Annotated in this window: 13 protein-coding genes; 12 read left to right on the top strand and 1 reads right to left on the bottom strand. The window is 51.5% G+C overall.

Translation table 11 applies throughout. The features are described 5' to 3' along the window. Positions 1-18 precede the first annotated feature (18 nt). From AN963_RS15065 to AN963_RS15015, 10 genes are all read left to right on the top strand, one after another. The gene (locus AN963_RS15065; RefSeq protein WP_055745374.1) at positions 19-843 is read left to right on the top strand and encodes a methyl-accepting chemotaxis protein; all 825 of its coding nucleotides are present in this window, start codon (positions 19-21) and stop codon (positions 841-843) included. A gap of 127 nt (positions 844-970) precedes the next feature. Further along, on the top strand, positions 971-1,939 hold the full coding sequence (paaA, locus tag AN963_RS15060; RefSeq protein ID WP_055745373.1) for a 1,2-phenylacetyl-CoA epoxidase subunit PaaA: 969 nt from the start codon (positions 971-973) through the stop codon (positions 1,937-1,939). A 9-nt stretch (positions 1,940-1,948) separates the two neighbouring features. Then, positions 1,949-2,290, top strand: a complete 342-nt coding sequence (gene paaB / locus AN963_RS15055; RefSeq protein WP_055745372.1) for a 1,2-phenylacetyl-CoA epoxidase subunit PaaB — start codon at positions 1,949-1,951, stop codon at positions 2,288-2,290. Between the two features lie 16 nt (positions 2,291-2,306). After that, entirely contained in the window at positions 2,307-3,140 is an 834-nt protein-coding gene (gene paaC, locus AN963_RS15050; protein WP_055745371.1) for a 1,2-phenylacetyl-CoA epoxidase subunit PaaC, read from the top strand. A 39-nt stretch (positions 3,141-3,179) separates the two neighbouring features. Beyond that, on the top strand, positions 3,180-3,683 hold the full coding sequence (gene paaD, locus AN963_RS15045) for a 1,2-phenylacetyl-CoA epoxidase subunit PaaD (RefSeq protein ID WP_055745370.1): 504 nt from the start codon (positions 3,180-3,182) through the stop codon (positions 3,681-3,683). A gap of 22 nt (positions 3,684-3,705) precedes the next feature. Beyond that, the gene (locus tag AN963_RS15040; RefSeq protein ID WP_055745369.1) at positions 3,706-5,148 is read left to right on the top strand and encodes an NAD-dependent succinate-semialdehyde dehydrogenase; all 1,443 of its coding nucleotides are present in this window, start codon (positions 3,706-3,708) and stop codon (positions 5,146-5,148) included. Between the two features lie 554 nt (positions 5,149-5,702). Beyond that, positions 5,703-6,599: a cytochrome c oxidase assembly protein gene (locus tag AN963_RS15030; RefSeq protein ID WP_055745367.1), complete on the top strand. Its 897-nt coding sequence runs from the start codon at positions 5,703-5,705 to the stop codon at positions 6,597-6,599. A gap of 36 nt (positions 6,600-6,635) precedes the next feature. Continuing rightward, positions 6,636-7,094: a DUF420 domain-containing protein gene (locus tag AN963_RS15025; protein WP_055745366.1), complete on the top strand. Its 459-nt coding sequence runs from the start codon at positions 6,636-6,638 to the stop codon at positions 7,092-7,094. A 112-nt stretch (positions 7,095-7,206) separates the two neighbouring features. Further along, positions 7,207-8,142 carry a heme o synthase gene (cyoE, locus tag AN963_RS15020; protein ID WP_055745365.1) on the top strand — a complete coding sequence of 312 codons (936 nt, stop codon included), beginning with the start codon at positions 7,207-7,209 and terminating at the stop codon, positions 8,140-8,142. Between the two features lie 137 nt (positions 8,143-8,279). Continuing rightward, a complete protein-coding gene (locus AN963_RS15015) occupies positions 8,280-9,194 on the top strand; it encodes a COX15/CtaA family protein (RefSeq protein ID WP_055745364.1) in 915 nt (304 codons plus the stop codon). A 61-nt stretch (positions 9,195-9,255) separates the two neighbouring features. Here AN963_RS15015 and AN963_RS15010 read toward each other — a convergent pair whose 3' ends face one another. Then, complete coding sequence (locus AN963_RS15010; RefSeq protein WP_055745363.1) at positions 9,256-10,077, bottom strand: MBL fold metallo-hydrolase; 822 nt, start codon at positions 10,075-10,077, stop codon at positions 9,256-9,258. A gap of 299 nt (positions 10,078-10,376) precedes the next feature. On the opposite strand from AN963_RS15010, the gene AN963_RS15005 reads away from it, so the two are divergent. Together AN963_RS15005 and AN963_RS15000 are read left to right on the top strand one after the other, a co-directional pair. Then, positions 10,377-11,621 (top strand): exonuclease SbcCD subunit D, encoded by a 1,245-nt coding sequence (locus tag AN963_RS15005; protein WP_055745362.1) that lies wholly within the window; start codon positions 10,377-10,379, stop codon positions 11,619-11,621. Next, positions 11,618-15,268 (top strand): AAA family ATPase, encoded by a 3,651-nt coding sequence (locus AN963_RS15000; RefSeq protein ID WP_055745361.1) that lies wholly within the window; start codon positions 11,618-11,620, stop codon positions 15,266-15,268. The genes AN963_RS15005 and AN963_RS15000 overlap by 4 nt, the downstream gene beginning before the upstream one ends. Positions 15,269-15,281: the final 13 nt, after the last annotated feature.

Raw genomic sequence — 15,281 nt, 5'->3', positions numbered from 1 at the left:
CGTCAGGGGGGAATGGACATGTCACTACTAAACAGTCTTTTGATGGTAGCGCCGATTTTGCAGAAAGCGTTTTTGTTTGATTGCATGGTGGGGGTCACGGACAGAGAAAAGTTTTTGGCGTATTATCCGGCATCAGACTTGAATCTGGGAATCAAGGTAGGGGACCCTCTACGTGCTGGTAGCATCAATGCGACAGCGGTGGCAGAAAATCGGAGGGTAGTCCGCAAGATTGGCAAGGAGCTTTACGGCATTCCTTATATCGCTGTAGGCTATCCGATCGTGGAGAACGGACAAGTGGTCGGTTGTTTGGCCACCGGCGTGACGACTGATCAGGAAGATCGATTGCGTGCACTCGCTGAGAATTTGACCGATGCGCTCGAAAACATCGCGAACCACACGGAGAGTCTGGCAAAAGAAGCGAACGATCTTGCTGTGGCCAGTCATACATTATCAGAGACGGCAGTTCAGATGGAATCCAAAATTACCGAGACTTCGCAAATCAATCAATTGATTCGTGACATATCCACCCGCTCAAATGTACTAGGGTTAAATGCGGTGCTAGAAGCTGCTCGTGCGGGAACAGCAGGACGAGGATTTTCTGTCGTGGCAGAAGAGATTCGAAGACTTTCCCAGTCGTCCTCGACATCGGCAAAAAGCATTTTTCGCATTCTAGATGAGATGAATGGTCTGGTAGGGACGGTTTCAGGCGAACTTGAAAAGACGATGAATCACAGCCTGCAGCAGTCTACGCGAATTCAGGAACTGGATTCCGTCATGCAACAACTGCGGCAGATGGCGGAGCAATTGAAGGAAGCAGCGGTATCCGGAGGAAGGATGGAATAAATCGGCTGCAATGAAAACGTTTGCACCTATTGCAGAATCGTATGACGATATGTTATTATTACGTTACAAAAACGTATTATAAATTATATGAAATAGACAAGTGCGAAACAGAAGGAGGTCGTTCTTCATGCAAACACCGATGGAACGTTCAGATTTGACAGAAGATGCAAAAATGGAAGCGTTTTTAGCGCGAATTGACCGCGGGGAAAAAATCGAAGCGGACGACTGGATGCCTGATGATTACCGCAACCAATTAATCAAGCTGATTTCGATGCATGGTATCAGCGAGATCATGGGAGCTTTACCGGAAAAAGAATGGGTACCCAAAGCACCGACTCTTCGCCGCAAACTGGCGATCATGGCCAAGGTACAGGATGAGATGGGCCATGGACAGCTATTGCTGCGAGTCGCAGAGGATCTGATTGCTCCTCTGGGCAAAACTCGTGAAGACATCATGCAAGATTTGTTCGCGGGTCGATTGAAGTTTCACAACGTATTTCATATGGAAGCACCGACCTGGGCAGATGCAGGTGTCATTGGCTGGCTAGTAGACGGAGCTGCAATCATTACGCAATCGATGTCGCTGGATACTTCCTATGCGCCGTATGCACGCGCCCTGCACCGAATCTGTGCGGAAGAAAAATTCCACGCACAGCATGGCGAGAGCATCGTACTAGAACTGGCTGAAGGAACAGAGGAGCAGCGACAAATGCTGCAGGAATCGATTACTCGCTGGTGGCCTTCGCTCCTGATGTTCTTCGGACCACCCGAGAATGGCAACATCACGAGCAATCAGGCTTCAAACATGCGTTACAAGATCCGTTCGCAAACCAATGAGGAACTGCGACAAATCTTCTTGAAAAAATATCTCCCACGGATATTCCACCTCGGGTTTACTGTACCGGACGATACGATTTATTTCGATGAAGCAGAAGATAAATGGGTGTACCAACAACCGGATTGGGAAGAGTTCAAGCTGATTGTCAAAGGCAAGGGCCCACGTTCTGCCCAACGTCTGCATCTGCGAGAAATGTCCTATGAAGAAACAAAATGGGTGCGCGACGCGATTCTGTCGTTCGGCCGCCAAGTAGGGTAGGTGAATGCAATGAGCAACCAAACAAACAACGAGAACTTTTTCATCTACGAAGTGTTTAGTCAAAAAAACGTAAGCGCTTCATTCGTCCATCAATTCAGCTTGCTCGCACCAAACGCTGAGGTCGCGCTGACGATGGCACGGGAAAACTTCCTGCGTCGTGAGCCTTGTTTTAACCTTTGGGTAGTCAAGCGAGATGATATCACGGGGTTGCCGCCAGAGGAGCGTCCTTTCCTGGAGCGCATTGACAACAAGAGCTATCGGGAAACAAAAGGATACGGTGATCTGCAGGGAAGATGGCGCCATCACAAAGAAGAATACGAAGCACAGCAAAACACCGGGAGTGGCAGCTGAGAAGGAGGAATCGATCATGGGTGAAGCATTACACGTAGAAACCGTAGAACAGGCACTGCAAAATCAGGAATACAAGCAAGCCTTGGCAGATCTTCTCTTCCAGCTGGCAGACGACGATTTCATTCTGGCCTATCGTGGATCGGAGTGGCTTGGTCTCGCACCTCATATAGAAGAAGATGTTGCGTTTTCCTCCATGTCGCAGGATATGATGGGACACGCGGTCATGTATTATGAAATGCTCGAGGAGCTCGGGTTGGGCAAAGCAGATGACATCGCTCAGCTTCGCGAGTCTGCAGCATTTCGCAATGCGATTCTCGTCGAGCGCAAAAATGGTGTGGGAGAGTACAATGACGATCCCCACTACGACTGGGCGTATGCCATTGTCCGCAGCTATGTATACGGCTTGCATAAGCAGGTACGCTTGGAAGCCTTGCAGCAGTCCTCCTATGCACCGCTCGTCCTCATCAGCCGCAAGATGCTGACCGAGCACCGCTATCACTTGATGCACTGGCAAGTATGGCTGAAGCAACTCGCCAACAGTACACCAGATGCCCGCCAAAAGCTCGAGGCGGCGATAGCAAAAGTATGGCAGGATGCAGGGGAACTCAGCGATCTCGGCTTGGACGCAGACAACATCGTTCGGTTTGGACTGATCGCGGGTGAAGACATACATCGCCAAAAATGGATCAACCTGACAAAAGACATTTTCCAAAAAGCAGGTTTGAGCTGGCCGGGTGAGCCAGGCAAAGCCGCGGAACGCGGTCGTGCTGGAGAGCACACCCCTGAGCTGGCGCAAGCGGTGGCTACCCTTTCTGAAGTGTACCGGATCGATCCGGCAGCGAGTTGGTAAGAAAACGACTACCTAGGACGATTCATGGAGGCGATCTGCATGGCGCACGAGAATATGGAAACGCTTGACCAACAAGAAGCGGCATGCTGGGAACTGCTGCAAGAAGTGAAAGATCCGGAGATCCCAGTGATCAGCATGGTAGAAATGGGTATGATCCACAAGGTACGGGTAGAAGCTGGCGTAGCGCACGTAGAAGTGCTGCCTACCTTTGTCGGCTGTCCTGCACTGGAAATCATGAAGAAAAACATCACTGAAAAGCTGGTGGAAGGGGAGGGAATCAACGAGGTACAAGTGCGTTTCGTGTACGATCCTCATTGGACCTCGGACCGTATTGCCGTAGATGCGCGAGACAAACTGCGCAGCTTTGGTATTGCACCGCCACCGCTTGGGTTTAAACCAGGGGATACGTGGGAAGTGGCTTGTCCCTACTGCGATTCTCCTTATACAACGATTGAAAACCTGTTTGGACCAGCAGCCTGTCGCAGCATTTTGTATTGCAGGCACTGCAAGAATCCGTTTGAGGCTCTAAAACCAATCTATTGAGAGAATGAGAGGAGCGAGTGTCATGGGAGAGAGCAAGCAAATGTATATCAATGGGGAATGGGTATCGGCAGAAAGCGGGGAAACCGTGTCGATCGTCAATCCCGCTACCGGGGAAACTGTCGGGACCGTTTCTTTCGGTGACGACCGCGAAGCCAAAAAAGCAATCGATGCAGCACACGAGGCATTTGGCAGCTGGTCTCGCCTGACCGCACGTGAACGCTCCAAGTATTTGTACAACTTGTCCGAGTTGGTAAAAAACAGCCGCGATGAACTGGCGGGCATCATTTCCGCGGAGATGGGAAAACCGATCGGGGAAGCAAAAGGCGAAGTGCTGGGCGCTGCTGACAACTTCGTCTGGTACGCGGAAGAAGCCAAACGTGTCTACGGCGAAACGATCCCATCATCTGTCGCGAACAAACGGATCATGGTTCTGCGTCAGCCAGTGGGTGTCGTAGGTGCGATCACTCCTTGGAACTTCCCGGTCAACATGGTCGTGCGCAAAATCGCTCCAGCACTCGCAGCAGGCTGCACAGTAGTACTGAAGCCGGCAGAGAGCACACCTCTCTCCGCGATCCGTCTCTTTGAGCTGATTGAGCAAGCAGGCTTTCCAAAAGGTGTCGTAAACCTCGTCGTAGGAAAGCCAGAGGAGATCGGCAAGGAGTTCGTAGAGAATCCAAAGCTGAGCAAAATCGGCTTTACTGGGTCTACGCGCGTAGGGAAACTCCTCATGGAAGGGGCAGCCAAGCAAGTCAAGCGCGTCAGCATGGAGCTGGGCGGTCATGCACCGTTCATTGTGTTCCCTGATGCTGATCTGGACGCAGCTGTAAAAGGACTCTTTGAGAGCAAATTCCGCAACTCCGGACAAATGTGCATTTGTACCAACCGTTTGTACGTGCATGAAGAGGTAGCGGATGCATTCACCGAGAAGCTGGTTGAGAGACTGAAAAAAGCAACAGTAGGGGACGGTCGCCAAAAAGAAACGGAGATCGGTCCACTCGTTAACGAACGTGCGCTGAACAAGGTACTGGAGCACATCGAAGACGCAAAAGGCAAAGGCGGCCAAGTCGTTTACGGCGGAGCTCGCTTGACAGAGGGCGATTACGCAAAAGGCTTCTACTGCGAGCCGACTGTCATCACAGATGTGACGGACGAGATGAAGATCGCTTATGAAGAAACCTTTGGTCCAGTCGTACCAATCGTTCGCTTCACGGATGAAGCGACTGTGGTTCAACAAGCCAACAATACACGCTACGGATTGGCAGCCTATGTCTACACGCGTGACAACCAACGCTGCTTCCGCATGGCCGAACAGCTGGAATACGGAATCGTGGGTATCAACGACGGTTCGCCGACACAGACGCAGGCGCCATTCGGCGGATTCAAAGAAAGCGGAATCGGTCGTGAAGGCGGTCACTTCGGAATGGATGAATATTTGGAAACGAAATTCGTTTCTTTCGGACTGTAATTGAAGGCTTAAGCATGAAGGGGCTATCCCAGTAGTTTTTCTACATTGGGATAGCCTTCTTTTTGTTCTTATTTTGGTTTCTGTTACAAAGTGCAGGCTGGTAAGGTGGTCTCAGATCATTAAAGGATGAAATAGCTTATTAATATTTGCTGAAAAAGCCCCCTCCGTGCGAATTGTATTGCAACCAGCATGCTTTTAATAGACTCAGTAAAAGGCTGTTCCAGAAATGAAAGCTGGTCAGGAAAAAGGAGAAAAAAGCGAAGGTATTTGGGGCACAGCCGTGCAGGGATGACCCCAGCGCAGGTGACCCTACTAACCTGGAGCGTTTTCTCCTTTTTCCTACCCACGGCTACCGCCCATCGATTAGCAAATGGATGAAGGTTTTTTTCTTGCGACTGAGGCTTGTCTACATGAATGTACGTTTGACAAGCTCTTTGTGGGCACTCCATTTTTGTCAACACTTTGTTCATTTTTAACCGGGAAAGAACGTTGGATCAACGGTATAATGGAGAATGTATAGAGGGCACCCTTTCTAGTATGAAGGGAGGATATTCATGGATAGTCAGAATCACCTGCACGGCGTGTCATCGAGCGTGGGGGGCGCGACATTTTCCGACTTATGGAGTCCGGATGTTATGTTGTTGACCTTGCTCTTTGCGATTGTCTATTTTTTGTTGACAGGTCCGTTTCACCAAAGGTTTGCTCGTGCAACGCCGGCGACCACCAGGCAAAAATGCTTGTTTGTATTTGCGTTGATATTGTTTTATGCAGCACAAGGGAGTCCCATCAGTTATTACGGCCATCATTACCTGTTTAGTCTTCACATGCTGCAACAGTCGATTTTGTACTTTGCCTTGCCGCCACTTGTCTTGGTTGCAATACCAGAGTGGCTCATGGAAAAGATTTTTCAACCCAAATGGCTAAAAGCCTTGTTGCGGATCTTTACGCAACCATTAGTGGCAGCCCTTCTGTTCAATACACTGTTCTCGTTCTATCATATTCCTTTCATTTTTGATGCAGCTGCACTCAACCATGAATGGATGACGGTCTATCATGTTGTGTTGTTGCTCGCTGCCTTTTCCATGTGGTGGCCAATTGTGAGTCCGCTCTCGGATAACAAAAAGCAACTGGCGGGATTGAAGAAGCTCGCGTACATCTTTGCTAACGGTGTGTTGATTACACCCGCCTGTGCGCTGATTATCTTTGCCGAAACTCCGTTATATGCCACATACATGCAGGCACCTCAGCTGTTTGTCAGCCTGGATAGCTTCAGTGACCAACGACTGGGCGGGATCATCATGAAGCTCGTACAAGAGCTCGTTTACGGCTCAGTGCTTGCCTACGTCTTCTATAACTGGTATAAACAGGAGAAGCAGGACGATTTATCGATGGATCAGCAGCCTGCAAATATCTTGATGAAGACACCTGCCACTGAAGAAGGTAGCGTGTAAAAAAAGAGACAGAAATACGTGAATGAGGTGTAGGAAATGTCCATCTTGTTGCCTACCATAAGCACTTCGTTTATCGTCCTCAGCGGCATCTTGGTCGCCTTTGGCTGGTATGCGATTGCGAAGCGACAAATAGAGAAACATATGAAAATCATGAAGTGGGCCGCCATTTGTGCGACGATCTTCTTCATTACTTACGTATCCCGCACTGCTTTTTTAGGGAATACGCATTTCGGCGGGCCCGATAGTCTCAAGCCGATCTATCAGACCTTCCTGATCTTCCATATTACATTGGCTACCGTAGGCGGAGTGATGGGGCTGATTACGCTTCGCTTTGCTTACAAAAAAGAATTTGCCAAGCACAGAAAGATTGGACCGTGGACGTCGATTATCTGGTTTGTTACAGCCATTACAGGCGCGACGGTTTATACGTTGCTGTATCTGATTTACCCTGGTGGAGAGACGGCGGGTGTCCTCGACGTTATCTTTGGATGGTAATGGGAATCCCTCTTACAAGTTGACTTGCCTCGCGAAAATTGACTACAATGATGGATAGTTTGTCAATTGCGAATTCGGATGTTCAGATAGATTCAGACAGGAGGTACAAAATGTGGACCAGCAAGTAACGATGCAGGAATCGCTCGAAGCCGATACTGCCTTGCAGGCACAATCGGTAGAACAGGCAACCTGGCGTGACTATGTAGAACTGACAAAGCCTGGTATTACCATGTCCAACCTGATGACGACATTTGCTGCTTTATGGTTGGCATCCTACGGTTTCCCAGACTGGAAGCTAGCGATCCTCACCATGCTTGGCACCGCTTTGGTGATCATGTCGGGTGCGGCGTTGAACAACTTTTACGATCGTGAATTGGATTTGAAAATGAAGCGTACCAAAAACCGAGCAGTAGCTACTGGGCGCATTTCGCCCCGTAATGCATTGCTTGTGGGGATTGGATTGCTTTTGGCGGGATTGGTCGTTCTCGCAGTCTTTGCCAATCCGTTGGCGGCTGTATGGGGATTGATCGGCCACATCTTCTACGTGCTGATTTATACGCCTCTAAAACGTGTGACTACGTTGAACACTGTTATTGGCGGTATTTCCGGTGCTGCTCCTCCTGTCATTGGTTGGGTAGCGGTAACGAATAACATGGACCCGGCCGCTTGGCTATTGTTCCTGATTATGTTCCTGTGGCAGCCTCCGCACTTTTTGGCGTTGGCCATGTTGAAAACGGAAGAGTATCGCGCAGGGAATTTGCCAATGCTACCAGTAGTCAAAGGTTTTGCAGAAACCAAGCGTCAAATGGTGCTCTGGGGTTCTGTATTGTTCCCGGCGTCTTTGCTGCTCTTTATTCACGGCAGTGTAGGATACGTTTACCTGATTGTCATGGGGATTATGGGCCTCGTGTACATGGTGCTGTTGTTCCAAGGCTTCCGTGCCAAGGACGATCTCGCATGGGCTCGTAAGCTTTTCGGCTATTCCATTTTGTACCTGACCGTCTTCTGTGCATCGATTGTCATTAGCACAATGGTGTACCATTATTGACACGAAACACTCACTAAATGTTCACGGAACATCCCTTGCTTAGCAGGGGATGTTTCATTATCGTAAGAGAGGACACTACGCAAGAGGTCAACGTTTCGACAGACCTCAATCCTCACAGGAAACAGGGTGTATTCACTATGGAAAAATGGCTGAAACCTCTCGCCGTTATTGCTACTCTCGTCATGTTTATCGTCATGATTGCCGGGTCGCTTGTAACCAAAACGGATTCCGGCCTTGGATGCGGAAATGACTGGCCACTTTGCAATGGCAAATGGGTCCCGGAGTATACCTTGGCTTCGATCATTGAATACACGCATCGCTTGATTACAGGTATTGCCGGCATCGTTGTGATTGTCTTCTCGGTGCTCTGCTGGCGCTTCTATCGCGGCAATCAAGAAGTTCGCAACCTTGCTTTGTTCGGTTTGTTTTTCATCGTGTTGGAGTCGATTCTCGGTGCTTCTGCCGTGATCTGGCCGCAGTCGTCAGCTGTACTCGCGCTCCACTTTGGCTTTTCCTTGCTAGCATTTACAGGCGTGTTTCTGTTGACCGGGTTCGTATTGCAGCGGGACAGAATGGAAAGCATGGTGCAGACGGGCGTATCCAAAGGCTTCCGCAACTGGATCTGGGGCGTGACCATTTACGCTTATGGCGTCGTTTATTTGGGTGCATACGTCCGACACACAGGTTCCAGTATGGCGTGTACCGATTGGCCACTGTGTCAAGGCAAGCTGATTCCAGAGCTGTCTGGGCAGGTGGGAATCCAATTCGTCCATAGACTTGGTGCCATGCTGCTTTTGATCTTGCTGCTACTGAACTTGATTTATGCGGTCAAGCACTTCAAGGAAACGCGTCGGGATCTTTACGGAGCCAGCATTCTTGCCTTCGTGCTCGTTACTTTGCAGGTATTTAGCGGTGGTTTCGTTGTACTGTTCCAGCTGCATCTGTATGCGACGCTCTTGCACTCCATGATTATCACCATATTGTTTGGGGTTATCTGCTACATGTGTCTCCAGTCACTGAAGACACCTCGATCAAACAAGCTAAGAAAATGAACGGACATGACGAAAAAGCCGCTTGCCCCGCAACAGGGTAAGCGGCTTTGCTGTATGTGGCTCAATCACCACTGTATTCGCTGCGAATAATGCGGACATTTTCCTTGTGAGATTCCTGTGTGGTCGGGGAGAAAAAGGCGTGCTCCTTTTCCATGCTGGCAATCAGTGCTTCATCCTTCGCGATGACGGCATTCGTCAATCTCTCCAAATGATCCAGAGCCAGATGAGCTCGCCTCTTCATCTCCGCTTGGCTGTCGGTCGTTTGACCATGACCGGGAACGAGTAGCAAGATACCGTGGGCGTCGATGATTTGCGAGGCTTTTTCGATGGTCTTTTTGTAGCTCTTGGCGCTGTCATAAATATAGGGCAGCTCGAAGTCAGAGAGGTAATCACCTGCGACGAAAAGGCCAAGGGAATCAACGATGGTAAACAATCCGTCAGCGGAATGGCCGGGAGCTAGGTAAAAATGAAGAGTGGACGTACCAAGGGTCAGCTGCTGGTGATCCTCGGAGATGACGATGTCCAGCTCGGGAAACTCGATCGGGTAGTCTCGGGTCAAATAATAGGTAGCGTCAAAGTCGTGAATTAAATGAAGCTTGTGGTCTTTCTTGGGATGGTTTTGCAAGCCAATACTGCCGATCGACTTGGCGTCAGGAAAGGCACGATAGCCGATAATGTGATCGAAATCCCCGTGAGTAAACAGCAAATAGAGCTCTTTGTCACCTCGAATGGATTGCACGTAGTCTTGAATGGCTCTGACTTCATGAGGGAGCCAGTTTGGATCCACGATCACGATATGCTCGTCCAGTGAAATGACTGTGGATGTCGTTTGAAACAGGGCGCTTTGAAAAACGGTGACTTGTTTTGTGGCGTATTGGATCATGGCAGAAAGTCTCCTTTCCAGGATAATTGCGAGGTGTACCTGTCGATCAGCGTGAAGGTTTGGCTAGTAAATTGCCACTCCACGCCTCTACGATACTGCCGTTTTCGAGATACCACAAGTGGGCTTCATAGATATCGAGCCCTGTTCCACCAGGCTCCTCTCCCAATCTTGATTAGTAAGTAGACGCTAGGGAAACGCCAAAAGTTACCCCTAAAGTGGAGTAAATTTCAACCGCGCACCTCGCTGTCTTTTGTTACAATAAAAAGCAAACACATGATCGTGATGAGAGGATGAAAGGCATGCGCATATTACATACGGCCGACTGGCATTTCGGACGCCAGCTGGAAGGTCGAGATCGCCGGGCAGAGCAAGCGGCATTTGTGGACGAGCTGTGCCGAATCGCGGATGAGCGTAGCGTCGACTTGGTGCTGATCGCAGGCGATGTGTACGATTCCGTCAACCCGCCTGCATGGGCAGAGGAGCTGTTTTACGAAGCCTTGGAGCGGCTATCCTCCGAAGGCACACGGGGAGTCGTCGTCATCGCGGGAAACCACGACCAGCCGGAGCGTGTCAGAGCGGCTGCGCCACTGGCGACGAAGCATGGGATTGTGCTGCTGGGCTTGCCAAAAGAAGCACCGCTCACGCCTGAAGAGACGTTGGAAGGTCGCGTGAGGATCGTTGCAGGTGGGCCTTCATGGCTGGAGCTTTCGGTGCCAGGATGTGAGCATCATGCCGTCGTGCTGGCTTTGCCGTATCCATCGGAATCCCGTTTGAAGGAGCTGCTTTCGGAGAGCTTCTCACAGGAACAGATGCAGCTGGCCTTTTCCGAGCGCATCGCGGAGCTTTTAGCAGACCTTTCCCGTCATTTTCGCGACGATACGGTCAATCTGGTCACTAGTCATCTGTTTGTCATGGGTGGACTGGAGACGGATTCAGAGCGACCCATTCAGATCGGTGGAACCATGACCGTATCACCGATGGCTTTCCCTGAAAAGGCTGACTACGTGGCGCTCGGGCATCTGCATCGACTGCAAAAGCTCAGAGACAAACCAGTGGTCCGCTACAGCGGGTCGCCTTTATCGTACAGCTTTTCGGAGGCAGGACAGAGCAAGGCCGTCGTACTGGTCGATGTCGTGCCGGGTAAAGAGGTGCGGGAGGAAATTATTTATTTGACGAGCGGGCGACCATTGGCGCGGTGGAAGGCGACGGAAGGAATCGGACAAGTAGAGCGTTGGCTTGCTGAAGGCCGAGATGCAGGTGCTTGGATCGACTTGGAGCTGCATGTGTCAGATGTGATTGACCCGGCAGAATTCCAGCGTTTGCGCAAATTAAGCGATGATTTCCTCAAGATTCAACGTGTGGTCGTGCGGGAAGACCACCAGGAGGATGACCATACAGAGCGTGTGGAGTTGACTGAGCTGACACCGGACCAGTTGTTCCGCCGTTTCTATGAACGAAGACGGGGAGCACAGCCAGATGAGCGTCTGGTTGCGATGTTTGAGCGTTTGCTGGCAGAAACCGGGGGAGAGGAGGAAGCAGAGTGAAGCCGATACGTTTGAAGCTGTCTGGAATGCACAGCTATCGGGAAGTGCAGGAAGTCGATTTCGAAATCCTTTGCCAGGCTGGACTGTTCGGGATATTTGGTCCAACCGGTAGCGGAAAGTCCACGATTTTGGACGCGATCACACTCGCCCTCTATGGGCAGGTCGTTCGTCTTGGCGGAGGTAACCATCCCAAGGAAGTACTCAATCAGCTGGAGCAGCGCGTCTTTGTATCCTTTACCTTTGAGCTGGGTAAAGGTGAGGATCGCAAGCAGTATACTGTCGAGCGTGAATTTGGGCTGGATAAAAAGGGTAATAAGCGTCAGCCAGAGGTTCGGCTGATCCAGTCGGGTGCGTTGACGGGAGAGCCGGATGTGGTATTGGAGTCCAAGGCAACGATGGCTACGGCAGCGATCGAAGCATTGATTGGGTTGACTCTGCAAGATTTCACCCGTGCTGTTGTGCTCCCACAGGGGCAGTTTTCCCGGTTTTTGACGTTGAAAGGCAGTGAGCGCAATGAAATGCTGCAAAGGATGTTCCGCTTACATATTTATGGCGAAAAACTGAGTGAGCGCGTTCGACATGCACTAGAACTGGCAAAGGAGCAGCTACATCGCTTGCAGCTGGAAGCAGCAGCCCTGGGAGATGCCGGGTACGAAGCGCTGGAAGCTGCCCGACAAACGTGGACAGATGCGGCGCAAAAGGAACAGGAGTACGTGCAGCAAAAGCAGGAACTGGCGGGTAAGCTTAAGGCAATGGAGCAGCTGTATCAGTGGCAGCAGGAGCTCGTGCGTGTACGAGAGCAGTTACAGGATTTCGAAGCGCGTCAGCCTGAGATCGAGTCGTGGAAAATGCGAATCCGAGGCTGGGAATCCAGTATCCGACTATTCCCACTCGTACAGCAATGGGAGCGTCTGGATCAGGAGTGGCTCAATACCGGACAAGCTGTCGAGCGTAGTCGCGAGGAGCAGGAGAGCGCTCGTATCATGATGGAAGCGGCCGAGCTCGAATACCAGAATGCCCAGTCTGTCTTGCTGTCTCAAGAACCTGATCTGACCCTGCAAAAAGGCAGGTTGGCCCAGGCAGAGGAATGGGAAGTAGAGCTGGCAGCGATCCGCGAAGAGTGGACGGGCTTGGAGCGGGAGCGTAATGAGATTGCGGTAGCACTCAAGCAAACGGAAGAGCAGCTGGCTCGGGATGAGGAAGCTCTGCAAGTCTGGGAGCAGGAGTGGAAGCGGATTGACGAGCAGATGAAACAGGCTGTCGTCACACCGGAATGGCGCGATCAGGTGTCTGCAGCCAGAGAAGCCAAGCAGCAGTGGGAGCGTGAGCGTGCAAAGCTTCTGGAGCAGCAAGATGAAGTCACTGCCGCAGAGCAACAGCTGCAGGAGGCTACAAAAAAGGCCGAGCAGCATCGTCTGACATGGGAGGCGAGTGCGAAGCGGTTGGAGCAAGCCAAAGAACAATTGGCAGCACCCGATTCACAGCCGATTCTCACTGATAGCGAATGGGAGCAAGCAAGGGCTGTTCTGAACGATATGAAGCAAGTAGGTCGCCAGTGGCGTGAGCTTTTGCAGCAACAAGCGGATTGGCAGGAAAAGTGGGAGCGGATCACAGGCGAGCAAGAGCAGGCTAAGTCTCGCTGGAGCGCATTGCAAGCCGAGTGTGAAGCGAAGGAGGAGCAGGTAGCCAAACATCAGGCTCTCTCTCATGAGCTGCGTGAGTCGTTGGAACGCTGGCAGCAGGATAATATGGCGCGGTATTTGCGTGAACGGCTGGAGGACGGTGGTGAGTGCCCGGTTTGCGGCTCGACGCATCACAAGAGCGGGGACGTGCAACACATCGGAGCAGAGGAGGTTCGCTCCGAGGGAGATGAGCTGCGTGCTCGCAGCAAAGCAGCAGAAGAAGCATTACGCGAAGCAGAACGCCTGGCTCGCTTGGCAAAGGAGGCAGTGCTCACCGCAAAAGCCGAGCAGGCAGCTTTCGAGGAGCGGCTGACTACCCTGAAAAACGAACGGGAATCTCTGCTCACACGTGTGGACGCACTCAAGAAAGAATGCCGCAGTTACGGGGAAATGTGGGTGGTCGAATCGTTTGAAGAGCTCTTGGGCGTCTACCAGCGCGAGGAAAAAGAGCTCGCCGCCAAGCAGGCAGAGAGAGAACGCTTGAAGGAAGCACGGGAAAAGCTGACGCAGCAGATCGAAGTGCTACGTGAGGAAGAAGCGGGGCAGAAGCGGCTGTTGGAGCGTAGCACCCTGATCCTCGAGCAACTGGACAAGTCGATTGCAGAGGGGAAAATTCGTTTGCAGGCGGCAGATGAAAAGGTCCAGCGTGTAGCAGACGAGCTGGATTCCAAGCGCAAAGACTTGCTCATCGATGAAATCGAGCAGCACTACGAGGAAATTGGCAGAAGAGATCGCCAAATGGCTGGATTGCAAAACATTCGCGCGGAAAAAGAACAGCTTCGTGGGACGCTGCTGGCACAATGCGATAGCGCCCGAGCTCGTCGCAGTGAATGGAAGTCGCGAGAAACCTCTGTGAGCGAAAAACTTGATGACCGCAAGCGGATGTGGGAGCAAAAGCATGTGCAGTGGCTGGAGCGGACAGGTGGACAGCCTGCCAAGCAGCGATTGCAGCAGGTCGAAGAAACACTCACACGTTTGCGTCAGGCCATAGCTACTGCAGAAGAAAAGCGAAAAGAATCCGCAGCCGTGCGAGAATCGGTGCAGAACAATCTGGTCAAGCATACGGAGGCATACGCTGTTCTGACTCGCCAACGTGCAGAGGCACACGAATCCCTGCAGCATGCCTTGGTGGAAAGTGGCATGGAGACGGTCGAGCAGGTCCGCCAGCAATACGCAGAGCGTGATCAGCTGCAAGAGGCAGTCCAGCTGGTTGAATCCTTTGAGAGAGCGCGGGACCAGCATCGATACGACGAAGGTCGTCTGGTGCAATCGTTGGCGGGACGCTTGGTATCCCCTGAAGAGTTTTTGTTCGCCCGACAGGAATGGGAGGCGTGGGAGCAGACCTTCCAGGAGGTACAAAAGCAGGTCGCCGTGGCCAAAGAGCAGGTAGACCGGATGGAGAGCAACCACGAAAAATGGCTGGAGCTGCAAAACCAACTGGGAGAACAACAGGATGAGCAGAGTCGTCTGGAGGAACTGAAAAAGCTGTTCGAAGCAAAGGCATTCGTCCAGTTCATCGCTGAGGAAAAATTGGCTTCTATCGCGAGGGATGCTTCGTATCACCTAAAGCGGATGACCGCCAACCGTTACGCACTGGAAATCGGAGACGAAGGCGAATTTGTCCTGCGTGATGAGGCAGCGGGGGGAATGCGTCGCCCTGTGAGTACCTTGTCCGGCGGCGAAACGTTCCTGACCTCATTGTCGCTGGCATTGGCGCTGTCGATGGAGATTCAAATGCGTGGCGGCCGGCTGGAGTTCTTTTTCCTTGACGAAGGCTTTGGGACGCTTGACCCTGAGCTATTGGAAGTGGTTATGGACGCATTGGAGCGTCTACGCATGGACGACTTTACGATCGGGGTCATCAGTCATGTCCCGGAAATTCGTGTCCGGATGCCACGTAGGCTGGTCGTCACACCAGCAGAACCGATGGGAGCAGGAAGTAAGATTCATTTGGAAATGGAATAGCGAGGGGAGAAAA

It is taken from the genome of Brevibacillus choshinensis, from assembly GCF_001420695.1.
In the GTDB taxonomy this organism is placed as follows: Bacteria; Bacillota; Bacilli; order Brevibacillales; family Brevibacillaceae; genus Brevibacillus; species Brevibacillus choshinensis.
Note: the sequence above shows the minus strand (reverse complement) of the source record. Positions and strands in the feature narration are given on the sequence as shown.